General features: G+C 70.7%; 21 protein-coding genes. 7 read left to right on the top strand and 14 right to left on the bottom strand.

Annotated features, from left to right (window positions below; genetic code table 11):
* The first annotated feature begins 309 nt into the window (after positions 1-309).
* Complete coding sequence (locus tag AB0I89_RS08435) at positions 310-870, top strand: hypothetical protein (RefSeq protein ID WP_357122326.1); 561 nt, start codon at positions 310-312, stop codon at positions 868-870.
* A gap of 65 nt (positions 871-935) precedes the next feature.
* Here the strand turns inward: AB0I89_RS08435 and AB0I89_RS08430 are convergent, their stop codons facing one another.
* Positions 936-1,775 carry a GNAT family N-acetyltransferase gene (locus AB0I89_RS08430; protein WP_357122323.1) on the bottom strand — a complete coding sequence of 280 codons (840 nt, stop codon included), beginning with the start codon at positions 1,773-1,775 and terminating at the stop codon, positions 936-938.
* 151 nt (positions 1,776-1,926) lie between these two features.
* On the opposite strand from AB0I89_RS08430, the gene AB0I89_RS08425 reads away from it, so the two are divergent.
* A complete protein-coding gene (locus AB0I89_RS08425; protein ID WP_357122320.1) occupies positions 1,927-2,514 on the top strand; it encodes a PadR family transcriptional regulator in 588 nt (195 codons plus the stop codon).
* A 102-nt stretch (positions 2,515-2,616) separates the two neighbouring features.
* Here the strand turns inward: AB0I89_RS08425 and ispG are convergent, their stop codons facing one another.
* The 7 genes from ispG to AB0I89_RS08390 form a co-directional block, all read right to left on the bottom strand.
* A complete protein-coding gene (gene ispG, locus AB0I89_RS08420) occupies positions 2,617-3,789 on the bottom strand; it encodes a flavodoxin-dependent (E)-4-hydroxy-3-methylbut-2-enyl-diphosphate synthase (RefSeq protein WP_357122317.1) in 1,173 nt (390 codons plus the stop codon).
* 8 nt (positions 3,790-3,797) lie between these two features.
* On the bottom strand, positions 3,798-5,048 hold the full coding sequence (locus AB0I89_RS08415; RefSeq protein WP_357122314.1) for a site-2 protease family protein: 1,251 nt from the start codon (positions 5,046-5,048) through the stop codon (positions 3,798-3,800).
* Positions 5,048-6,259: a 1-deoxy-D-xylulose-5-phosphate reductoisomerase gene (gene dxr, locus AB0I89_RS08410; RefSeq protein WP_357122311.1), complete on the bottom strand. Its 1,212-nt coding sequence runs from the start codon at positions 6,257-6,259 to the stop codon at positions 5,048-5,050. Before dxr ends, AB0I89_RS08415 begins: the two co-directional genes overlap by 1 nt.
* 147 nt (positions 6,260-6,406) lie before the next feature.
* A complete protein-coding gene (locus AB0I89_RS08405) occupies positions 6,407-7,048 on the bottom strand; it encodes a Uma2 family endonuclease (protein ID WP_357122308.1) in 642 nt (213 codons plus the stop codon).
* Between the two features lie 149 nt (positions 7,049-7,197).
* Positions 7,198-7,656, bottom strand: coding sequence for a hypothetical protein (locus AB0I89_RS08400; RefSeq protein WP_357122305.1), 459 nt, complete (start codon positions 7,654-7,656; stop codon positions 7,198-7,200).
* Between the two features lie 37 nt (positions 7,657-7,693).
* Entirely contained in the window at positions 7,694-7,885 is a 192-nt protein-coding gene (locus AB0I89_RS08395) for a DUF397 domain-containing protein (RefSeq protein WP_357122302.1), read from the bottom strand.
* Complete coding sequence (locus AB0I89_RS08390; RefSeq protein WP_357122299.1) at positions 7,875-8,756, bottom strand: helix-turn-helix transcriptional regulator; 882 nt, start codon at positions 8,754-8,756, stop codon at positions 7,875-7,877. Before AB0I89_RS08390 ends, AB0I89_RS08395 begins: the two co-directional genes overlap by 11 nt.
* Positions 8,757-8,892: 136 nt before the next feature.
* Between AB0I89_RS08390 and AB0I89_RS08385 the strand changes: the two genes are divergently transcribed.
* On the top strand, positions 8,893-9,135 hold the full coding sequence (locus tag AB0I89_RS08385) for a hypothetical protein (RefSeq protein WP_357122296.1): 243 nt from the start codon (positions 8,893-8,895) through the stop codon (positions 9,133-9,135).
* The gene (locus AB0I89_RS08380) at positions 9,132-9,401 is read left to right on the top strand and encodes a hypothetical protein (RefSeq protein ID WP_357122292.1); all 270 of its coding nucleotides are present in this window, start codon (positions 9,132-9,134) and stop codon (positions 9,399-9,401) included. The genes AB0I89_RS08385 and AB0I89_RS08380 overlap by 4 nt, the downstream gene beginning before the upstream one ends.
* 58 nt (positions 9,402-9,459) lie before the next feature.
* Here AB0I89_RS08380 and AB0I89_RS08375 read toward each other — a convergent pair whose 3' ends face one another.
* Positions 9,460-13,410, bottom strand: a complete 3,951-nt coding sequence (locus AB0I89_RS08375) for a CARDB domain-containing protein (RefSeq protein ID WP_357122289.1) — start codon at positions 13,408-13,410, stop codon at positions 9,460-9,462.
* 409 nt (positions 13,411-13,819) lie between these two features.
* Positions 13,820-14,371 carry a GNAT family N-acetyltransferase gene (locus AB0I89_RS08370; RefSeq protein WP_357122284.1) on the bottom strand — a complete coding sequence of 184 codons (552 nt, stop codon included), beginning with the start codon at positions 14,369-14,371 and terminating at the stop codon, positions 13,820-13,822.
* Between the two features lie 51 nt (positions 14,372-14,422).
* Between AB0I89_RS08370 and AB0I89_RS08365 the strand changes: the two genes are divergently transcribed.
* The gene (locus tag AB0I89_RS08365) at positions 14,423-15,253 is read left to right on the top strand and encodes a YhjD/YihY/BrkB family envelope integrity protein (RefSeq protein ID WP_357122281.1); all 831 of its coding nucleotides are present in this window, start codon (positions 14,423-14,425) and stop codon (positions 15,251-15,253) included.
* Here the strand turns inward: AB0I89_RS08365 and AB0I89_RS08360 are convergent, their stop codons facing one another.
* Genes AB0I89_RS08360 through AB0I89_RS08345 form a run of 4 tightly spaced genes read right to left on the bottom strand, consistent with a single transcriptional unit; the run spans position 15,254 to position 18,897 of the window.
* Positions 15,254-16,471 carry an ABC transporter permease gene (locus AB0I89_RS08360; protein ID WP_357122277.1) on the bottom strand — a complete coding sequence of 406 codons (1,218 nt, stop codon included), beginning with the start codon at positions 16,469-16,471 and terminating at the stop codon, positions 15,254-15,256.
* The gene (locus AB0I89_RS08355) at positions 16,468-17,166 is read right to left on the bottom strand and encodes an ABC transporter ATP-binding protein (RefSeq protein ID WP_357123329.1); all 699 of its coding nucleotides are present in this window, start codon (positions 17,164-17,166) and stop codon (positions 16,468-16,470) included. Before AB0I89_RS08355 ends, AB0I89_RS08360 begins: the two co-directional genes overlap by 4 nt.
* 44 nt (positions 17,167-17,210) lie before the next feature.
* Positions 17,211-18,314 (bottom strand): efflux RND transporter periplasmic adaptor subunit, encoded by a 1,104-nt coding sequence (locus tag AB0I89_RS08350; protein ID WP_357122274.1) that lies wholly within the window; start codon positions 18,312-18,314, stop codon positions 17,211-17,213.
* A complete protein-coding gene (locus AB0I89_RS08345) occupies positions 18,304-18,897 on the bottom strand; it encodes a hypothetical protein (RefSeq protein ID WP_357122271.1) in 594 nt (197 codons plus the stop codon). The genes AB0I89_RS08350 and AB0I89_RS08345 overlap by 11 nt, the downstream gene beginning before the upstream one ends.
* A 122-nt stretch (positions 18,898-19,019) precedes the next feature.
* On the opposite strand from AB0I89_RS08345, the gene AB0I89_RS08340 reads away from it, so the two are divergent.
* Together AB0I89_RS08340 and AB0I89_RS08335 are read left to right on the top strand one after the other, a co-directional pair.
* On the top strand, positions 19,020-19,721 hold the full coding sequence (locus tag AB0I89_RS08340) for a response regulator transcription factor (protein ID WP_357122268.1): 702 nt from the start codon (positions 19,020-19,022) through the stop codon (positions 19,719-19,721).
* The gene (locus AB0I89_RS08335) at positions 19,711-21,543 is read left to right on the top strand and encodes a HAMP domain-containing sensor histidine kinase (protein WP_357122265.1); all 1,833 of its coding nucleotides are present in this window, start codon (positions 19,711-19,713) and stop codon (positions 21,541-21,543) included. The genes AB0I89_RS08340 and AB0I89_RS08335 overlap by 11 nt, the downstream gene beginning before the upstream one ends.
* The last annotated feature ends 114 nt before the right edge of the window (positions 21,544-21,657 follow it).

Raw genomic sequence — 21,657 nt, 5'->3', positions numbered from 1 at the left:
TTACACACCCTCCCGGCACGACGAGCCCCGATCCCTCGGATCGTCAGCCCCCGGGAATGACCCCGGACCGCAGGTCGTTACACCCGGTCCCGGCACGACGAGCCCCGCTCCCCGCGGATCGTCAGCCCCCGGGAATGGCCCCGCCCCCCGGGTCGTTACACACGGACCGGCCGCCACGAGCCCCCCCCCCCCCGCTCGCAGGCCGCCCCCCAGACTTTGAGCGCCCGGACGAGGTGCTGACACCCCCGTCACCGATCCCCCGCACTGGTGACAGGTGGGTGTTTCCTACCCCCGAAGGAGCAACCCCTCATGAACACGATCTTCCGCAAGAGCATGCTGTCCATCGCCGGTCTCGCGTTCGCCGGTGGCGTCTTCGCCGGCCCCATCGCCGCCCACGCCGCCACCCCGGCCGTGGACGCCAAGCCCGCCGCGGTGCAGACCACCGCACCCAAGCCGCAGGGCGACCAGTCGCACATCGACCTCAACGGCGAGCAGACCGCCAACGCCAAGGCCATCATCGCCGCCACCAAGAAGGCCGGCCTGCCCGAACGAGCCGCGGTCATCTCCATCGCGACGAGCCTGCAGGAGTCGAAGCTGGAGAACCTGGGTCACCTCGGCGACGCCAACGACCACGACTCCCTCGGCCTGTTCCAGCAGCGCCCGACCAGCGGTTGGGGCACGCCGGAGCAGATCACCAACCCCGAGTACTCCACCACCGCGTTCCTCAAGGGCCTGCGCCAGGTCGACGGCTGGCAGGACATGCCCCTGACCGACGCCGCCCAGACCGTACAGGTCTCCGCCTACCCCGACGCCTACGCCCAGTGGGAGCAGCAGGCCACCGACCTGGTCGCCCACAACTGGAACAGCTAACACACACAGATGGCCGGCACCCCGACAACGGGTGCCGGCCATCGCCGTACCTTCAGCAAGATGCTTCAGAAGAGGACCGTGGCGAGCGTGCCGACCGGTTGGAAGCCGCAGCGTTCGTAGACTCGGCGGGCCGGGAGGTTGAAGTCGTTGACGTACAGGCTGACCGTGGGAGCGACCCGGGCCAGCGCGTCGCGCACCACGGCGGCCATGGCGGCGGCGGCGATGCCGCGGCCCCGCCATTCCGGGGCGACCCAGACGCCCTGGACCTGGGCGGTCCGCTTGGTCACGACGGCCAACTCGGCCTTGAACACGACCTTGCCGTCGACGAACCGGGCGTACGCGCGGCCGGCGCGGACCAGGTCGTTGACCCGGCGTCGGTAGCTGCGGCCGGCGTCCTCGGCGAGCGGGGAGACGCCCACCTCCTCGGTGTACATGGCGACCGCCGCCGGAAAGAGTCGGTCGACCTCGCCGGAGCGGACGCGGCGTACCTCTGGATCGGCCGGTACGGCCGGCGTCGTGTCGGTGGCCAGCAGCGGCTGGTTGGGGCGGACGTCGCGGGCCGGACCCCAGGTGTGGGAGAGCCGGTCCCAAAGGGCGAGGACGGCGTCCGCGCGGCCGACGATCGAGGAGCAGAGCCGGTCCTCCCCGGCGAGCAGGTCGGCGAAGGCGGAGACGGCGGCGTCGTTGGCGAGCACCGGCGTCAGGTTGCCGCCGAGCCAGCACAGTGATTCGAGGTTGCGGCGGGCGCCGTACCCCAGGATCCGCCCTTCGGCCCGCCACCAGGACAGTCCGCGCGCGGCGATGCGCTCGGCGACCTGCGCGCCCGCGAACGGGTCACGGTCGAGCAGGCGCTCGACCGCGCGGCGCTCCGATTCCCCCAGTTGCCGTACCGGCACCGTAAGCACGACTACCAGCCTGCCAGATCGACCCCTCGCCCCGCCGGCCGAGTGGCGAGGCGGACCGCAAAGGGCCGAATTGCTCGCCGCTACTTGTCGGCGATGCATTGCCGATATATCGTTGATGCATCAGCGACAGTACGTAGAGAAGGAGAACCCGATGCGGTTCCATCGACAGCACCACCCGATGCACGAGGCCCGGATGCGGGGCTTCGGCTTCCCGCCGGTCCCGCCCGGCCCTCACGAGCACGGCCACGAGCACGGCGGGCGCGGCCGTGGTCGCGGGCACGGCCGCGGCAGAGGGCGACGCCCCAACGTCCGCGGCGCGGTGTTGGCCCTGCTCACCGAGCGGCCGATGCACGGCTACGAGATGATCCAGGAGATCGACTCCCGTACCGGCGGGGCCTGGCGGCCCAGCCCGGGTTCGATCTACCCCACGCTCCAGCTCCTGGAGGACGAGGGTGTGATCGCCGCCAGCGCCGAGGAGCCCAGCGGCGGACGGAAGCGGTTCACCGTCACCGAGGCCGGTCAGGCCGAGGCCACCGCCGCCGCGCAGACGCCGCCCTGGGCGGACGTCGCCCAGGACACCGTGAGCAGTTGGCACGACATCCGCGACTCCGGCGCGCAGGCGATGAACGCCCTGCGGCAGGTGATGATGCACGGCACCGACGACCAGCGTGAGCGGGCCGCCCAGGTTCTCGACGAGACCCGACGCAAGCTGTACGCGATCCTCGCCGAATCCGAGTGAGACCCGCCAGAACGAATGCGGGCCGCTCCCCAGGGGAACGGCGCGCCGCAACGAAAGCGGGCCGCTCCCCGAGGGGGAACGGCCCGCTTTCGTGGAACTGGCTCAGTGCACGGTGACCGTCGGGCCGGTGACCAGCCCGCGCAGCTCCTCGGGCAGCTCGGCGCCCATCTCGTCGGCGATGCGCAGCGCCTCTTCGATAAGCGTCTCCACGATCTGGCCCTCGGGCACGGTCTTGACGACCTGCCCCTTGACGAAGATCTGGCCCTTGCCGTTGCCGGAGGCGACGCCGAGGTCGGCCTCGCGGGCCTCACCCGGACCGTTGACGACGCAGCCCATGACGGCGACCCGCAGCGGCACCGGCAGCCCTTCGAGGCCGGCGGTGACCTCCTCGGCGAGCTTGTAGACGTCCACCTGGGCACGGCCGCAGGACGGGCAGGAGACGATCTCCAGGCCGCGCTCGCGCAGGCCGAGGGACTCCAGGATCTGGTTGCCGACCTTGATCTCCTCGACCGGCGGGGCGGAGAGCGACACCCGGATGGTGTCGCCGATGCCCTCGGCGAGCAGCGCGCCGAAGGCGACCGCCGACTTGATGGTGCCCTGGAAGGCCGGCCCGGCCTCGGTGACGCCGAGGTGCAGCGGGTAGTCGCACTGCTCGGCGAGCTGCCGGTACGCCCGGATCATCACGACCGGGTCGTTGTGCTTCACCGAGATCTTGATGTCGCGGAAGCCGTGCTCCTCGAAGAGCGAGCACTCCCACAGCGCCGACTCGACGAGCGCCTCGGCGGTGGCCTTGCCGTACTTGGTGAGCAGCCGCTTGTCCAGCGAGCCCGCGTTGACGCCGATCCGGATCGGCACGCCGGCGTCCCCCGCCGCGCGCGCGATCTCCTTGACCTTGTCGTCGAACTGCCGGATGTTGCCCGGGTTGACCCGGACGGCCGCGCAGCCGGCGTCGATGGCGGCGAAGACGTACTTGGGCTGGAAGTGGATGTCGGCGATCACCGGGATCTGCGACTTCTTGGCGATCGCGGGCAGCGCCTCGACGTCGTCCTGGGACGGCACCGCCACCCGGACGATCTGGCAGCCGGACGCGGTCAGCTCGGCGATCTGCTGCAGGGTCGCGTTGACGTCGGAGGTGAGGGTCGTGGTCATTGACTGCACCGACACCGGCGCGCCGCCACCGACCGGCACCGAGCCGACCATGATCTGGCGGCTGGCCCGGCGGGGTGCGAGCGGCGGGGGCGGCACAGCGGGCATGCCGAGACTGATAGCGGTCACTTCAGCACTCACCTTGGGAAGAGCGTGATCGGGTTGACGACGTCCGCGGTGATGGTCAGCAGCGTGAACACGCCACCGATCAGGATCACCGCGTACGTGAAGGGCATCAGCTTGAGATAGTCCACCCGACCCGGGTCGGCCCGGCCGATCCGCGCGTAGAGCCAGGAGCGGGCCCGCTCGAACCAGGCGATGGCGATGTGGCCGCCGTCCAGGGGGAGCAGCGGGAGCAGGTTGAACACGCCGATGAAGAAGTTCAGCGAGATGAAGAGCAAGACGAACATCAGCCAGGCCCCGTGGGCGACCGCCTCGCCGCCGAGCCGGCTGGCCCCGACCACGCTGATCGGGGTGTCCACGTCACGTTCGCCGCCGGTGATGGCGGTCCACAGCGCGGGGACCTTCTGCGGCAGCCGCTGCAACGCGTCGACGGTGCCGACGGCCAGCCCGCGGGTGAAGTCGCCGGTGGCGCCGAACGCGGCGACCGGACCGTACGTGACGAGGTTCGGGGTGGTGATGGTGAGCCCGACGCCGAGCGCGGCGACCGGACCGACGGTGCCCTTCGGGTTGTCGAGCGGCGGACGCTCCGTCTGGGCCAGCACGGTGCTGGTCTCGCCGGGCTGGCCGTCGCGGACGTACCCGATCTTCACGGTCTCGCCCGGCTTCAGCGCGCGCAGGCCGGTGAGCATCTCACCGTAGTTGTTCACCGGCTTGCCGTTGAGTGCGGTGATCCGGTCGCCGTCGCGAAGCTGGGCCTGGGCTGCCGGGCTGGCCGGGTCACCCGGCGCGCAGGCGCGCTGGTCGATCTTCGGCATCACGCAGTCGGAGAGCGCGATCACCGCCGGCTCCTGCCGGACCTGCGCGTCGTTCGTGGGGAACTTGGGATTGGGCAGGCCGAGGGTGACGGCCGCCAGCCAGATGGTGACAAGCGCCAGCGCGAAGTGGGTGATCGAGCCCGCGGACATGACGATCGTGCGTTTCCACACCGGGAACCGCCACATCGCGCGCGGCTCGTCGGCCGGGTCGACGTCGTCGTCGTTCGGCGTCATCCCGACGATCTTGCAGAAGCCGCCGAGGGGGATGCCCTTGAGTCCGTACTCGGTCTCGCCCCGCTGGAACGACCAGATGGTGGGGCCGAAACCGACGAAGTACTTCGTGACCTTCATCCCGAACGCCTTGGCGGTCAGCATGTGACCCGCCTCGTGCAGGCTGACCGAGATGAGAATGGCCAGGGCGAAGAGGACCACCCCGAGCAGGTTAGACATCAAGCTCCTTCCACCGAACCCGCGATGATCTCCTGCGCGTGCGCGCGCGCCCACGACTCGGCCGCGAGCACGTCCTCGACGGTACCTGGTTCGCCGAAGTCCGGAGCGTCCTCCAACACGCGCTCGAGGGTGTCGACGATGCCGAGGAACGGCAGCCGTCCGGCCACGAACGCCGCCACGCACTCCTCGTTCGCCGCGTTGTAGATCGCCGGGCGGCAGCGTCCGGCCTCCCCGGCGGCCTTGGCGAGCGCCACGGCCGGGAACGCCTCATCGTCCAGCGGCGCGAACTCCCAGCTGTGCGCTGCCGTCCAGTCGACGGCGGCGGCGGCCTCGGGCACCCGGTCCGGCCAGCCGATGCCGAGCGCGATCGGCAGCCGCATGTCCGGTGGGCTGGCCTGGGCGATCGTCGACCCGTCCACGAACTCGACCATCGAGTGGATCACCGACTGCGGGTGCACCATGACGGTGATGTCGGCGTAGGGCACGTCGAACAGTTCGTGCGCCTCGATCACCTCAAGCGCCTTGTTGACCATGGTCGCCGAGTTGATCGTGACGACCGGCCCCATGTTCCACGTCGGGTGCGCGAGCGCCTGCTCGGGTGTGACCTGCGTCAACTCGTCGCGCCGCCGTCCCCGGAACGGGCCGCCGCTGGCCGTGACGACCAGCCGCCGCACCTCACCGCGCGACCCGGACCGCAGACACTGCGCGAGCGCCGAATGCTCCGAGTCGACCGGAACGATCTGCCCCGGCCGCGTCACCGCGGCCTTGACCAGCGGGCCGCCGGCCACGAGCGACTCCTTGTTGGCCAACGCGAGAGTACGACCACCGCGCAGCGCGGCCAGCGTAGGAGCGAGGCCCAGCGAGCCGACCACCCCGTTCAGCACGACGTCGCACGGCCACTGCGCCAGCTCGGTCATGGCGTCCGGGCCGGCCACGATCTTGGGAAGCTTGAAGTCCCCGGTGGCCCAGCCGCGCCGGCTCGCCTCGGCGTAGAACGCGAGTTGCAGGTCCTGCGCGGCGGACGCCTTGGCCACCCCGACCGCCTCGACGCCCAGCTCGAGGGCCTGCGCGGCGAGCAGTTCGACGTTGCCGCCACCCGCCCCGATCGCCACCACCCGGAACCGGTCCGGGTTGCGCCGGACGATGTCGATGGCCTGTGTGCCGATCGAACCGGTGGACCCGAGCAGAACAAGATCGCGGGGGGAAGTCACCGGGCCATTCTCCCCCACCGCCGCTGTGTGCCCGCTGGGAGCCTCAGCCCACCCCGCCCGCCGCCGCCGGCCTTGATCCACACGAGTTCGCCGATCTCGGGGTATCCGCAGCTCCCGGACACCCCGACGTCACCGAACCCGTGTCGATCAAGCGGTGCCGGACTCGTCTGGGACCGATTCCTCGTCCAGCAGTTCGGCCGGATCGATGGAGAACTCGAAGGGCTCGCGCATCGCGAAGGTGCTGCCCGCTGCTGCGGCGGCCATCGGCCGGTACTCCCCGTTGACCAGCTCGAACAGAGCCAGCGTCGGTACCCGATTGCGCAGGTCCACTCGGAGAAAGAACGGAACTCCAGCAGCCGCGTACTCCCGGGGCCGGTCGATCACGTCCTTGCGTCGGTTGCCCGGCGAAACGATCTCCCCGAGTAGTACCGCCTCGGCGATGGGTACCGTCGTGCGGCCACCCCCGGAGCTGCGCAGCGCAACGATGTCTGGAATGAAGAGATCATCCCCGGAGAGGACGTTGATCTCCGGATAGACCCAGAAGCCAGCCTTTCGCGCTGCACGGTGGAGCACGTAGGGCAGTTCCCGCTCGACCGACTGATGGTCGATCCCCGCATGTGGTGTCACGATCACGCTTCCGCTCAGGACCTCAACCTTCGGGCCGTTGGTCTCCGGCAACAGGTCGAGGGCGAGCTGCGCGGTCCACGGCTCGTCGTGCCACCGCAGCACGTCGAACGACGGCTCGGTGTGCTGCGGCGCCGGCTCCGGCGCGAACGCTGCCTGGGCCATTCGGGCTCACCCCCTCAGCGGACCATCCTGCTCAGGTCAGCCTAGCCACCGCCGCCCACGATGTGCGTCGCCGCACACATGGTCCGTCTATCCGAAATGACCGCACCGCAGCCTCCGCGCGTGGCGGTGCAGATCTTGGACACTTTCCGTCATGGCCGAACGGAAACTTTCCAAGATCTGCGGGCCGACCCCGGGCTCGTCGTGGTCCGGTGCCGTACGACGGCCAGCCAGAACGCTGCGCCGATGCAGGAGACGGCCAGCAGGGACAGCAGCACCAGGGCCGGGTTGACCCAGACGGGCACCAGGTCGTAGGTGGCATTGCATCGATCGTGCAGGGGGAACCATCGCGACGACTCACGCCAGTGCACGGCGCGGTAGGCGCTGTCGTAGCTGACGCCGGCCTGTCGGCAGGACTCCTCCGAGCTCATGGAGGAACCCGCGAACGCCCCGACGAACCAGGTGACGACGGCGGCAGCGATCGAAAGCCCGGCCGTCGCGACGAACCAGCCCGGGGTCTTCCACCTGCCGGTGAGCAGAGGTCCGCCCCACAGCCAGAGCACGAACAGAGCGGGGACGGCGAGGCAGAGCCCGGTCGCGACGACACCCATCGTGATTCTCAGCCTCCCGCGAGCGAGCCGGCCGTGATCATTGCACGGGCTGGTGCACCGCCGTGAACTGGACGAACGCGGCCCAAGCCGAGGGTGTGAAGGTCAGCGTCGGTCCCTGCCGGTCCTTGCTGTCGCGTACGCCGACCACCTCGGCGAAGCCGGCCACCTCGACGCAGTCGCCCTCGCTGCCGGATCGGGTCGACGTGCGCCAGACTCCGTCACGCTCCATCGGTCATCTCCTTCGCTATGGCCGCGATCAGCTCGCGGGACTCGTCGGCGCTGAGCGCCCGCTCACCGAGGGAGCGCCAGGCGTCCTCATAAATCTCGATCTCGTGGGTCTTGTCAAGGTAGACCGCGCCGCACGGGCCGTCCATGTAGATCGTGGTCGGCTCCGGCTCGCGCACGTCGGACGGGAAGTCGAGCATGGTGAAGGTGCCGGCCTGCGCCCAGCGCACCAGGCCGGCGTCGAGCGGCAGCACCCGGACGGCGATGTTGTGTTGCCGTGACGACACCACCAGCGAATCCAGTTGCCGGGCCATCGCCGCGCGATCCCGCAGCGGCCGGCGCAGCACCGCCTCGCTCAGGATGACGTCGAGGCGCGGGGCGCGCGGTATCGCACGGGCCAGCAACCGTTGCCGGCGCAGCCGCACGTCCACCTTCGCCTGGCGGTCCACCTCGCTCAACTGCGGCTGGTCGATGGCGATCAGCTCGGTCATGTACTCGACCGTCTGCAACAACCCGGGGATGAGGTCCGCCTCGTACTTGCGGATGCGGGTGGCGGCGGCTTCCAGGCCGACGTAGAGCTTGAACCAGTCCTTGATCGCCTCGCCGTAGCTGTGCCACCAACCGTGCGCCTTGGTCTCCCGAGCAAGCGCCCGCATCGTCTCGATCGTCTCCGGGGACGCGCCGTAGACGCGACACATGGCCGCCACGTCGTTCGGGTGCATAGAGACCTGGCCGGTCTCGTACCGCCAGATCCGGGGTGCCGACCATTCCAATTCCTTGGCCGCGGCGGTAACCGTCACGTACGCGTTTTCGCGAAGCTCTCTCAGATATCTGCCGAGCTGCCTGCGTGGAACCGTGCTGCCGGAGTCGTCCACGTCATCTCCCTGGCTGTCGTCGCGTAAGCCGCCTCGTCCCTTGGTCCGGATTCTGCTCCGAAAGATTGTGCTGGGCCATCAGTGGAATGACCCTCATTGATGACGGCAACCGCGAAAATCCCACCGGAGGACGGCCATGGAAGCGACCGACGATCTGCCATTGCCGCCCTACGTGACGAAAGAGGACGTCGTGTTCGCGCTGCGGGCGGTCAGCGTGCACGCCCCCGTGCGGCGACCGGACGGCGAGCGCTGCCGCAGGGACGACGCCCGGCACCCGTGCCGACTGCACCGTTGGGGCCGTCGCGTCCTGCACCAGCGCGGGCTGACCGACGGCCAGATCCAGACGCTGGTGGACGGCGGAACGGTGGTCCTGCCATGAGCGTCGCAACCGAGCCCCGCTGGATCATCCACCTGCCGACCACGCTGACCAGCCTCGACGAGGTGACCGCCCTGGCCGTGGCACTGCGCGACTCGCTCGGTCACCTCGCCGTCGTCGACTTCGGCGAGACCACGCTCAGCGAGGAGGACGCGCAGTTCCTGCGTACCCGAGTGTTCTGTGACGCCCGGCTGGGCGAGGCCGGCCGGTGCCGGCGACCCGATGCCCACGACGGCCCCTGCGCGGCGACGATCGACTCGGGTTCATGAAAATCGGGGTGTCCGCTGCATGCGGACACCCCGATTTCACGGAAACGGCGGGTTAGCCTCAGCCGCCGTTGATGACGAACTGCGAGCCCGGCTGGGTGACGATGTTGCCGTCGGCCGAGTTGGTGATGGTCACGTTCGTCAGGTTGGCGTTACCACGCGCGCCGCTCATCGCGAGGATGCCGGCACCGTTGTTCGACTTGTCGATCCGTACGTTGGTGATGGCGACGTTCGGCATGTTGCCGCCACCGTTCTTGAACTGGATCCCGTCGTACGTCGAGTCGACGATGTCGGTGTCCCGGATGGTGACGCCGGTGATGTCCCGGGTGGAGGGGAAGAGCGTGATGGCGCCGAACTCCTGGTCCTCGTTCCAGAACGCGCCGCCGGTGCGGTAGAGCCCGTTGTTGGCGATCAGCGTCGTGCCGGAGAACGGCAGCGGGTCGTGGTCGGTCGCCAGCATGATGCCCGGGTAGTTGGCGGTGTCGTAGACCAGGTTGTTCTCGATCGAGTTGTCGTAGCCGCCGTAGATGGCGATGCCGTTCGCCCGCCAGGGCAGCTGGACGGTGTTGTTGACGAAGTGGTTGTCGTGGGCGATGTCGACGCTGCGGTCCTTGACGTACGGGTTGGCCCAGACGGCGAGCGCGTCGTCGCCGGTGGTCCGGAAGGACGAGTTGAACACCCGCGAGTTGCGCGTGCCGTTGCTGAAGTTGATGCCGTCGGCGTACGTGTCGCGGATCCGCATGCCGCTGAACTCCAGCCCGTCGGCCGGCCCCCACAGGTCGGGGATGTTGTCGTAGTCGCGGCCCACCCAGACGCCGACGTTCGCGTGCTCGATCCAGACGTTGCTGATCTTGGTGCCGGTGCCGAACCGGCCGTTCAGACCGACGCCGCCCTCGGCGTTGCCGTCACCGCCCCGGATCCGGCCGGAGCCGAAGATGGCGATGTCGGAGATCTGGGTGTTCTTGTCGATGTCGAAGCCGAAGTTGCCCTCGTGCGGGTGGTTGATGCCGCCCACCACGTTCTGCGGCTCGGTCAGCGTGTAGAGCTGCGAGTGCCACATGCCGGCGCCCCGGATGGTGACGTTGCTGATGCCGACCTGGTTGTACATGCCCCGGTTCAGCGGGTCGTCGGTCAGGATCTTCTGCTCCTGCCGCCACTGCCCGGCCGGGATCCAGACGCAGCTGATGACGCCGTTCTGGTCGTCGGTCACCGCCCGCTGGATGGCGGCGGTGTCGTCGAGCCCGTCGTTCGGGACCGCGCCGTACTGGGTGATCGACGTGCAGCCGGCCGGCTGGCTCAGCGGCGGGGCCACCTGCTCCAGGTCAATCATGTCGATGACGTAGAACGAGGCGGTGTCACCCGAATCGCGCTGCAACTTGAACCGGGTGCCCGCCGGGTACGACTGCGACAGCAGCGCGTTCGACTCGTCGAAGAGCCGTCGGGCGTCGGCCTGCGGGGTGTTGGTCAGCGCCTCCGGCCCGTCGGTGTCGCCGTAGAGCCAGCTGTGCTTCGACGACAGGGTCAACTTGCGGGAGAAGACGTCGTTGACGTAGAGGCTGATGGTCGCCTCGATGCCGCCACCACCGGGCGCGTCCGGGATGGAGTTGCGCACCACGATGGCGTTGGCCTGGTTGGCCGAGGTGAACTCGACGAACTGGCCGGTGCCGGTGAGGCGTACCGACTTGCGGCCCGAGGACTCGCTGGCGAAGTTGGTGTGCCCGAAGGTGCGCAGCGGGTCGGCCTCCAGCAGCGTGCCCGAGTAACGGCCGGCCTCCGCCTCGTACGAGACGTACGGCACCGCCGCGCCGCGTCCGACCACGATGGACTGGCTGACGGTGTTGTTGCTCTCGTTGGTCTCGGCGACCACGTTTGTGGCGTCGGCGGTGGCGGTGATGGTCGCGCCGCCGCTGGTGGCGGTCCAGCTACCGCTGACAGCCACGGTGGTCGTCGCGCCGGCGGCGATCGAGGCGGTGTTGGTGTTGAGCGTGGTGCCGCCCACCACAAGTCGGGTGACGGTGGTCGCGCCGGTCGCGGTGGTGCCCCGGTTGCGGACCGCCACGGTGAAGGTGACGGACGCCCCGACGGCCGGGTTGGGCGGGTTCGAGGCGATGCTCAGCACCTGCAGGTCCGGCCCCGGGGCCTGCGCCACCACCAGCGGCGACGCCGCCGTGAGGCTGTTGTTGCCGTTGTTCTGCTCGACGACCGTGTTGGTCGGGTCGACCACCGCCGACACGGCGTAGCTGCCCATCGGTCGCGTACCGGCGTTGAACGACACGGTCGTCGAGGCACCGGCGGCGAGCGCGCCCACCGTGGCGCTGCCGACGAGCGTCCCAGCCAGGCTGAAGTTCACCGTGGTGGCCGCCGCGGCGGCGGTGCCGATGTTCTGCACGACGGCCGAGAGCGTGATCGCGGAGACCTCGCTGGGCGACGTGGGCGACCAGGACAGCGAGCTGACGACCAGGTCCGGGTTGGGGGCCGGGGTGCCGCAGACCTCCAGCTCGGCCACCTGGCCGGACGGAGCGCCGGTGTTGCCGGTGAACCGCAACTGCACGTCCGCCGTGGTCGCGCTGACCGGAATGGTCACCGTGTTGCTGCCCTGGACGAACTGGTAGGCCGCCGCCGGCACCAGGCTGGTGTACGACGACGACGCCTGGTCGCGGCCGAGGACCTGGATCGTCTGGGTACGGGTGCCCCAGGACGAGTCGGGGTTGAGCTTGACGGTGACGCCGGAGATCGAGTGGTTCGCGCCGAGCGCCACGGTGAGGTTCTGCGGGTAGCTGGCCGCACCCTCCCAGTAGGTGCCGAGCTGCCCGTCGTTCGCCTTGTCGGGGGTGAAGGTGAAGGTGGAGCCGCTCGCCGTCATGCTCTTGCCCTGCGCCACGTTCGTGCAGGCCGGGGGGTTGCTCCCGGTCCGGGTGACGGTGTTGCTGTTGCCGGACAGGTTGCCCGCGCCGTCGCGGGCGCGGACGTAGTAGGAGACGGTCGCGGTCACCGGCTGGGTGTCCTGGTAGGTGAGGACCGCGCCCAGCGTCGCGATCAGGTTGCCGCCCCGGTAGACGTTGTAGCCGGCCAGGCCACTGCCACCGGTGTCGGTCGAGGCACCCCAGGTGAGCGTGATCGTGCTGCCCGACGTGCTCTGCGACAGCGTCCCCGGCACGCTCGGCGCGGTGGTGTCACCGCTGCCGGTGCGGGTCACCGTGTTGCTGGTGCCGGAGACGTTGCCGGCGGCGTCGCGCGCCCGGACGTAGTACGACACGGTCGCCGTGGTGGGCTGGGTGTCGTTGAACGTGGTCACGGTCCCGACGGACTGGAGGAACGCGCCGTTGCGGTAGACGTCGTAGCCGGCGACACCGCTACCGCCGGAGTTGTCGGTGGACGCGACCCAGGCGAGGCTGATGGTGGTGCCCGACTGGGTGTACGAGAGGTTGCCGGGCGCGCTCGGCGCGGTGGTGTCGGGGGTGGTGCCGCCGCTGCCGTACACCTCCAGCTCGGAGAGCTGCCCGGCCGGCCAGCCGCTGTTGGCGGTGATGGTGATCCGGACGTAGCGGGTGGCGGTGGCGCTGAAGTTGATCGTGGCGGTGCTGCCGCTCGCCGGGTTGAAGGTGTACGTCTGCGACCCGGCCAGGTCGGTGAACGACGAGCCGTCGGCGCTGCCCCGCACGCTCAACGTCTGGGTGCGGGTGCCCCAGCCCGAGGTCGGCAGCTTCAGCACGACCTGGTTGACCGACTGTGACGAGCCGAGATCGACCTGTACCCACTGGGGGAACGCGTTGTTGACGCTCTCCCAGTAGCTGCCCGCGTTGCCGTCGACGACCTTCGACGAGTCGTAGACGTCGGCGTGCCCGCTCTCCTGGGTGGGACGACCCTGGGCGAGGTTGGTGGCCGCCGCGGCGACGGCGCTGCTGGCGGCGGCCGGTTGGTCGGCGGGGCGGGGGGCGGAGGTCGGAGTGGCGAGGGCCGGGTTCGCGAGGGCGGTCGCGATCAGCGTGGTCGCGACTGTCGCCGCCACCATCCTGAACAGTGTCGCTCGTCGTCTCATGACTGTCCTGTCGTCGGGGGACGGTTGCCGCGGGCGGGGGTGACCACGGTGGGGTGGGTGGCGGTGCGTCGCCGACCGGTGAGGCGGGCCGGCGTTCGAGGGGTACGACCATCAACGGGCCTCCCCAGGAGGCCCGTTGAATCTTCCGCGAGCATGCACAGAATCGTGCACGCGTTTGTCTAGTTCTTGCGTAACTTTGACCAAAGGTTACTGACGTGCTACGAGAGCGTCAATACTTCGACCACCGTGACTATTGACGGAGTTGCCCACTGTTGGCGCACCTCGATCCACGCACAAATCAGGGAAGGCGCCACCCCCGACGAATGGAGGCGAAACCTTCCCCGAAGCTGTACGGATCTTGCGTCAGGTGATTCCGGAACGATCAGGCCGCTGGGGCCGCCAGGACGAAGGTCTCCAGCACCTCACCGCCGTACCAGTCGGTGCGTTGGCCCACGTGCTCCATGCCGAGTCGCCGGCAGACCGCCATCGACGGCTCGTTGCCCGGCGACACGACCGCGTAGATCTCGGAGGTGCCGGTGGCGAACTCCCGGACGATGAGCGCACGCGCCGCCTCGGTGGCGTAGCCGTGGCCCCACGAGTCGGGGTGCAGGTGCCAGCCCACCTCGATGTCGTCGGTGAGCTGACTCTCGTCGCGCCCCGGCAGCGGCTTGAGCAGCGCCGTACCCGCCACGACGCCGGTCTCGCGTACCTCGATCGCCCAGGTGCCGTAGCGACCGCCGTCGGCGGCGTGCCGGTCCCGCCACATCTGCAGCCGTTCCGCGGCCTGACCCGACTCCACCATCGGCAGACCCGGTGACACGCCCAACCAGCGCGTGATCTCCGGGCGCCGGTAGATGTCGTAGATCCGGGCCAGGTCCGCCGCTTCGTCGGTCCAATCGCGCAGGATGAGGCGTTCGGTGGTGATAACAGTCATGACCGGCGATCTTAAGGAGTGACCGTCCCGACGACAGGGAAGGAGAAGCCGATGGGCAGCGGTTGGCAGCGCGCGAAACGGATCACCAGTGCCGCGTTCCGTCCGGTGCGCGGACGCGACCTGTCGCTGCACGCCGCGGCGATCACCTTCTACGGGGCGATCGCCGTGGTCCCGGTGGCGCTGCTGGCCCTCTGGCTCACCTCGCTGGTCGCGGGCGCCGATCGGGTACGCCGGCTCACGTCGTACGCCGTGGAGGCCCTGCCGACAGCGATCGGCGCGCCCCGGGCGGTGGCCGCGCTGGTCGACGCCGGGGTGCAGTTGACCCCGCTGCTGGCCCTCGCCTCCCTGCTGCCCGCGTCGCTGTACGGCGAGGGGCTGCGCCGGGCGTTCGTGTCGGTGGCGGCGCCACGCACCGACGAGCACCTGGTGGGGTGGCGGGGTCGGCTGCTGTTGCTGCCGCTGCTCGCGCCGGCGCCCGCGCTGCTGCTGTCGATCCTGCTGGCGTTACCGCTCACCACCCGCCTGGTCCGCCAGGGCGGCTGGGTCGGCGCGCTGGGCATCGTGCTGTCCTTCCTGGCGGTCTGGCTGGTGCTCACACCGGTGCTGGTGTGGGTGTTCCGGGTGGTCGGGCCGGCGTCGCCGGACTGGCTCTCCACCCTGGCGATCGGTTCGTTCACGGCGGCCAACCTCTCCGGGTTCCTGCACGGCTTCGTGCTGTTCGCGTCCCTGCCGCTGGACCTCGGCGTGCCGTTCGGCGGCTTCGACCCGATCGGCGCGGGCGTCGCCGTGCTGCTGTGGCTGTACGTGTTCCACGTGATCGTCCTGGCCGGCTACTCCGCGACCCTGGCACTCTCGCGGTGGCGTGCCCAGCGGCCGAGCTGATCATGCGCTGGCGAGCGCTTCGGTGGGGGTGAGGCGGGCGGCGCGGATCGACGGGTAGACGCCCGCCGCCATCCCGACCAGCATCGCGCCGCCGATGCCACCGGCCACCGAGGTCACCGGGATCGTCGGCGGCCAGCCCTGGTAGCTGGCGTACCCGACCGTCGCGAGCACGCCGAGCACCGCTCCGGCGGCTCCGCCGAGCACGGACAGCAGCACCGATTCGGTGAGGAACTGCACCCGGATCTGCCCCCGGTTCGCGCCGAGCGCCCGGCGTAGACCGATCTCCCGGCGGCGCTCCAGCACCGAGATGACCATGGTGTTGGCGACCCCGATCCCGCCGACCAGCAGCGCCACGGCGGCCAGCCCGAGGAAGAGCGCGGAGAACGTGTTCTCGGTGGCCCGCTTGGCGGCGAGCGCGTCCGAGGGGCGGCTGACCTGGATCAACCCGGGCAACTGCGGGTCGAGGGTGGCCGGCAGCACGGCACGCACGTCCTCCAGCGCGGCCTCGCGGGCCCGCACGTACACGACCGTGGGATGCCCGTCGAAGCCGAGCAGGTTTCGGGCCGCGTCCCAGCCGACCAGCACCGACCGGTCCAGGTCGGGGGCGATGGGCAGCGGATCGAGTACGCCGATCACGGTGAACCACCGTTCACCGACGAGCACCTGGGGCGGCCGGGCCGGGTCGACGGTGGCGAACCCGAGCCGGCTCGCGGCCACGTAGCCGAGGACGGCGGTCGGCAGCCGGGCCGTGCCGTCGTCCAGGAACCGGCCGACGCGGACCCGTCCGTTGACGGTGTCCAGCAGATCCGGGCGCGCGGCGAGGGTCGTGAGTCCCGACGTGTCGTAGCGGTCCACCAGGTCGTTGCGGCGGACCGCGACGTGGGTGTTCGCGACCGCGCTCACCGTCTCGACGGGCCCGATCCGGTCCACCATCGCCACCGACTCCGCCGGCAGCAGCACGGGCGGGTCCTGGTCCGGCACGGGTTCGGCGCGCAGCAGGTTGGTGCCGAGAGCGGAGAGCTGGTCCATCAGGTCGCGTTGGCTGGACGCCGGGATGCCGACCACGACGATCATCGTGGCGATGCCGATGGAGATGCCCAGGGCGGACAGCGCCGCCCGCATCCGCCGGCTGGTCAGCCCGAGCAGGCCGAGCCGGAGTACGTCGCTCGGGGCGAGCCGGGGCGGCCGGCCGCCGGGTGCCGCTGTCGGTGTGCTCATCGGTGGGTCCTGTCGAGGGTGTCGGAGACGATCCGCCCGTCGCGGATGTCCACCTGCCGAGGGGTACGGGCGGCGAGGTCCCGATCGTGGGTGATCATGGCGATGGTGGTGCCCTCGGCGTGCAGGCTCAGCAGCAGCGCCAGGACCGCCTCGCCGTTGGCGGTGTCCAGGGCGCCGGTCGGCTCGTCGGCCAGGACCAGCGCCGGGTCGTTGACCAGCGCCCGCGCGATGGCGACCCGCTGGCGTTCCCCGCCGGAGAGCTGGTGCGGCAGGTGGTCGACCCGGTGCGCCAGGCCGACCCGGGCCAGCGCGTCGATGGCCGTGCGGCGACGGCGACGACGGGGTACACCGGCATAGAGCAGCCCGGTGGCGACGTTCTCGGCGGCGTCGAGCCCTCCGACGAGGTGGAACTGCTGGAACACGAAGCCGAGCCACCGGCCCCGCAGCGCGGAGAGCCGCCGGTCGGACAGGTCCGTCACCTCCTGCCCGGCGACGCGTACCCGGCCGCTGGTGGGCAGGTCGAGCGTGCCCATGATGTTCAGCAGGGTCGACTTGCCGGACCCGGACGGTCCGACGATGGCGAGGAGTTCTCCCGCGCGTACGGTCAGCGAGACGTCGTCCAGGGCGGTGACGTCGCCCGGGTACGTCCGGCTCACCCCGTCGAGCTGCAGGACCGGTTCGGTGTACGCCGGGATCACCTCGGTCGGCGCGTCCCGGACCGGGAAGGGGATGACCGTGCTCACGCGGCGGTCACCACCGTGAGCCCCTCGGTGACACCGTCCCCACTGACCTCGACGAGCCCCCGGGAGAACATCCCGGTCTGCACGGCCAGCAGCCCACCGTCGGGCAGTTGGAGGGCGTGCCCGCCCTCGCGGAGCGCCACCAGCGCGCCGACCGGTACGGCCAGCACGTTCCTGCGGGCGCTCGTGGTGAACGTGACCTGGACCGACGCCGCGTCCAGCTTCCCCACGTCCGCCGCCTTGGCCGGCGTGACGAGGACGTCCACCTTGGGCGGGCCGGCCTGACCGGTCCCCGCGTCCGCGCCTGCGCCCTGCACGGTGTGGGAGATCGAGGCGACCCGACCGGGGACCTCGGTCGTGTCGGGCAGGGTGATCGCGACAGTGGCGCCCACCCGGATGCTGCCGACCTCGGTCGCCTCGACCGCGACGGTCACCAGCTTGACCTTCTCGGTGACGGCCACCAACTCACCGCCGACCGGGTCACCGGGCAGGGCCTTCACCGCGCTCACCCGGACCGGCCCCGGCAGTACGACCGCCTGCCCGACCTCGATCCGGCCGGTGGGCTCCAGGTCGAGCGCCTGCTGCCACTTCTTGATCGCGGCCACCAGCGTGTCGGTGAGCAGGGCCCGACCCGAGCCGATCTTCGTGCCGTCCTTCGCGCGGGTCGGCTGCGTGCCGACGGCGTACCCGAGGGCCTTCAGGTTGTCCCGCACGATCAGCACGTCGCTGCCCACCAGGCCGGGTTTGTCGAGGGTACGAAACAGCGGGGTGCCGCCGAACAGCACCGGCACCGGCCGGTCGTCGACCCAGTACAGGGGCTTGCCACGGGCCACCGTGTCACCGACCTTCGGCAGGCGGGTGACGACGCCCTCGCCGGCGCCCTTGACCACCCGCTCCGGGCCGAAGCCGAGCGTTCCGTCGAGAGAGCGGCTGTCCGACAGGTCGGTGCGGGTCACCGTGGCCGTCGTCACCGGCGGCGGGGCGCTCGCCGTACCGTCGTCGTGTCGTCGCAGGGTCAGCGCCGTGACGCCCGCGCCGACGGCGACCACCACGGTCACCAGGGCCACGACGATCGCGGTTCGCCGCTTCGGCCTACCGTCCACCGAAGGCCTCCATCGTGCACTCGCGCTCCACCTTCGAGAGCGCCGGACCGTCGAAGCCGCCCGACGGGTCGGCGACCCCGTCGTCGTACGTCCAGCCGGAGCCGTCCGGCAGCGAGTGGATCTTCATACCGCGACCACGTAGGCACTGCACGTAGTCGTTCCACTGGCTCTCGTAGTTCGGGTTCCTCTTCTCGTCCAGCTCCGGCGGCTGAAGCGGCAGCTTGTTGGCGCACGCCACGTACGCCGCCTTCGGCTCGCCACTCTGGTCGAGGGAGATGCCCGGTCCGCTCCCGGTAGCACCGGCCGAGCGGCCCTTGTTCTCCTTCACGCCGTTATCCCGCAGGCAGAGGTGGTACGCGTACCAGAGCCGGTTCTCCTCCTCGTCGGTCGTGTCCAGCCGCAACTGCGGCCGACCGATCGTGGCCGCGCCGGACGTGGCGGCGCTCGGCGTGGCGGACGTCGTGGCGAGGGAGGCGACGTCGGCGGCGCCCTCGGCTGCGGGCTTCGCACCGTCGCAGCCGGCGAGGACCGTGGCGAACAGGGTGAGCGCGGCGAACCCGACTCGTCGTGGTGCGTTCGTCATGGCGGCAGCCTCACGAACAGTTGTCAGAGACCTGTCAGGAAGCGGTCCTCATCCGGTAGCCCCAGCTCACGGGCGTCGCCGAGGGCGGTTCAGGACGGCCCGCGACACGTACAGTCGCTGCCGTGACCGCGCGGGTGCTGATAGCCGAGGACGACGAGAAGCAGGCCGAGTTGGTCCGCCGCTACCTGGAGCGGGAGGGGCACACGGTCGTCGTCGTCGGCGACGGGCGGGCCGCCCTGGAGCACCTGCGCCAACGCCCGCCGGACCTGCTGATCCTCGACGTGATGATGCCGAAGGTCGACGGGCTGGACGTCTGCCGCATCCTGCGCCGGGAATCCGACCTGCCCGTGCTCATGCTGACCGCCCGCGCCACCGAGGACGACCTGCTGCTCGGCCTCGACCTGGGCGCCGACGACTACCTGACGAAGCCGTACAGCCCCCGCGAGCTGGTGGCCCGGGTACGGACGTTGCTGCGCCGGGGCCAGCGGACGACGCACCCGACCGACCCCGTGCTGCGGGTCGGCGACCTGCACGTCGACCCGATCCGCCACGAGGTACGCGTCGACGGACGACGCGTCGACTGCACGCCGGGCGAGTTCCACCTGCTCCAGGCGATGGCCGCCCAGCCGGGACGGGCCTTCACCCGGGACCAGCTCCTCGGCCACCTGCACGGCTTCGACAAATACATCACCGGCCGGACCGTCGACGTCCACGTCATGAACCTGCGCCGGAAGATCGAGCCGAACCCGCGCAGACCGGTCCGCCTGCTGACCGTCTACGGCGTCGGCTACAAGCTGGCGGAGGCGAGCCACCATGCGGCGTGAGGTGCCGCTGCACCGCAGCCTGCTGCTCCGGTTGCTCGCGCTGGCCGTCCTCATCGCCGTGGGCTCGATCGCCGCCACGGCCTGGCTGGCCGTCCGCACCACGACCGGGGCGATCCGGCAGGAACAGGGCCAGGCGCTCGCCGACGACGCCCGCATCTACGACACCCTGATCGGTTACGCGGCGACCCACCCGAGCTGGGCCGGTGTCGACACCGCCCTGCGACCGCTCGCCGAGCAGGTGGGCCGGCGGATCACCCTGACCACCGAGTCGGGTACGCCGCTCGCCGACTCGGCGCCGCAGGCCGGTCCGCTGCCCACCAAGCCCTCCGCGACCATCGACGCGCTCGCCGTCGACACCACGCTGACCCTGGGCTCCCCCGGGGTCGTCGACGCCGCGCGGATCGACCCCCGCGCCGCCGGCCCGTACCTGCTCCCGCCCGACGAGCGCCGCACGCTGCTCGACCGGGCCGACCAGGCCGTGCTGTGCCTGCGGGTACGGCCCAGGATCGCGGCCGTCGTGCGGGAGGAGCCCACCGGCCGCCCCCGGATCGAGACCCCCGGCGCCGACCTGAGCGACAACCCCGTCTGCGCCGAGCCACGGGCGGACCTGGCGACTCCGACGGCCACCGAACGCAAGGGCCTGGCCCAGCTCAACGCGTTGGTGAACACCTGCCTGGCCCGTCGCAAACTGGCGCCCGTGAGCGTCGACCTGGACTGGACGTGGAAGACGCAGCCCGCCCCCACGCGGAGCAGCCGCGCGGACGTCACCGAGGCCGACCAGGACCACAGCCAGGCGGTCAACGCCTGTCTGGGCACCAGCCGCAGGGAACAGCTTCTCCCGTACGTCGCCCCGGCGGCGACCCTGTTCGTCTCCGACCCGGGTGGTCGGCCCACCACGACCTTCGACCTGTCCCGCGTCAACCAGGCCCGGATCGTGGCGGTCGCCGGTCTCGTGCTGCTGGTGACCGTCGGTGTCACGGTGCTGGCCGGTGTCCGGCTGACCCGTCCGCTGCACGCGCTGACCGGCGCCGCCCAGCGGATGCGCGACGGCGACGGCGCGGCCCGGGTCCGCGTCACCGGCCGGGACGAGATCGCCCGGCTGGCCGAGGCGTTCAACGACATGTCCGAGCGGCGCGAACGCCTCGAACAGCTCCGTCGCGCCATGGTCAGCGACATCGCCCACGAGCTACGCACCCCGGTCACCACGATCCGGGGCTGGTTGGAGGCCGCCGAGGACGGCATCGCGCCGCTGGACCGGAGGTTGGTGTCGTCGCTGCTGGAGGAGGCGACGTTGCTGCAACACGTGATCGCCGACCTGCAGGATCTCGCCGAGGCGGAGGCGGGCGCGCTGCGGCTGCACCCCGAGACGGTCTACCTCGCCGACCTGCTGGGCCAGGTGGCCGAGGCGTACCGCGTGCAGGCCGACCTGGCCGGCGTGACACTGTCGGTGCTCCTCGACGCCGACCCGCAGGTGTACGCCGACCCGGTGCGACTGCGTCAGGTCGTCGGCAACCTGGTCGCCAACGCGGTACGCCACACTCCGGCCGGCGGCCGCGTCACGATCAGCGCCGGGGCGGCCGGCGGAAAGGTGACCATCGCCGTCGCCGACACGGGCAGCGGCATCAGCGCCGAGCATCTGCCCCGGGTGTTCGACCGCTTCTGGCGGGCGGAGAAGTCCCGCAGCCGGCAGACCGGCGGCAGCGGCCTGGGCCTGTCCATAGTCCGCAAGTTGGTGGAAGCCCACCAAGGCACGGTCCAAGCCCAAAGCACCCCCGAAAAAGGCTCAACCTTCACGGTCCACCTCCCCACCCACCCCCGGTGATCAAGAGGTTCGCGTCATCCGGACGGCGTTTCCTGACGCGAACCTCTTGATCACCGGGTTGCAGCGGGCGGTGGCGGGCGGTGGTGGGCGGTGGTGGGGTGGTGGGACTAGGCT

It is taken from the genome of Micromonospora sp. NPDC049801 (assembly GCF_040656575.1).
GTDB lineage: Bacteria > Actinomycetota > Actinomycetes > Mycobacteriales > Micromonosporaceae > Micromonospora.
Note: the sequence above shows the minus strand (reverse complement) of the source record. Positions and strands in the feature narration are given on the sequence as shown.

Excerpts from the sequence above, each read along its gene's own strand:
- AB0I89_RS08435 (WP_357122326.1), top strand. The coding sequence starts at position 310 with ATGAACACGATCTTCCGCAAGAGCATGCTGTCCATCGCCGGTCTCGCG.
- AB0I89_RS08425 (WP_357122320.1), top strand. The coding sequence starts at position 1,927 with ATGCGGTTCCATCGACAGCACCACCCGATGCACGAGGCCCGGATGCGG.
- AB0I89_RS08415 (WP_357122314.1), bottom strand. The coding sequence starts at position 5,048 with ATGTCTAACCTGCTCGGGGTGGTCCTCTTCGCCCTGGCCATTCTCATC.
- AB0I89_RS08405 (WP_357122308.1), bottom strand. The coding sequence starts at position 7,048 with ATGGCCCAGGCAGCGTTCGCGCCGGAGCCGGCGCCGCAGCACACCGAG.
- AB0I89_RS08400 (WP_357122305.1), bottom strand. The coding sequence starts at position 7,656 with ATGGGTGTCGTCGCGACCGGGCTCTGCCTCGCCGTCCCCGCTCTGTTC.
- AB0I89_RS08395 (WP_357122302.1), bottom strand. The coding sequence starts at position 7,885 with ATGGAGCGTGACGGAGTCTGGCGCACGTCGACCCGATCCGGCAGCGAG.
- AB0I89_RS08385 (WP_357122296.1), top strand. The coding sequence starts at position 8,893 with ATGGAAGCGACCGACGATCTGCCATTGCCGCCCTACGTGACGAAAGAG.
- AB0I89_RS08380 (WP_357122292.1), top strand. The coding sequence starts at position 9,132 with ATGAGCGTCGCAACCGAGCCCCGCTGGATCATCCACCTGCCGACCACG.
- AB0I89_RS08375 (WP_357122289.1), bottom strand. The coding sequence starts at position 13,410 with ATGGTGGCGGCGACAGTCGCGACCACGCTGATCGCGACCGCCCTCGCG.
- AB0I89_RS08370 (WP_357122284.1), bottom strand. The coding sequence starts at position 14,371 with ATGACTGTTATCACCACCGAACGCCTCATCCTGCGCGATTGGACCGAC.
- AB0I89_RS08365 (WP_357122281.1), top strand. The coding sequence starts at position 14,423 with ATGGGCAGCGGTTGGCAGCGCGCGAAACGGATCACCAGTGCCGCGTTC.
- AB0I89_RS08360 (WP_357122277.1), bottom strand. The coding sequence starts at position 16,471 with ATGAGCACACCGACAGCGGCACCCGGCGGCCGGCCGCCCCGGCTCGCC.
- AB0I89_RS08345 (WP_357122271.1), bottom strand. The coding sequence starts at position 18,897 with ATGACGAACGCACCACGACGAGTCGGGTTCGCCGCGCTCACCCTGTTC.
- AB0I89_RS08335 (WP_357122265.1), top strand. The coding sequence starts at position 19,711 with ATGCGGCGTGAGGTGCCGCTGCACCGCAGCCTGCTGCTCCGGTTGCTC.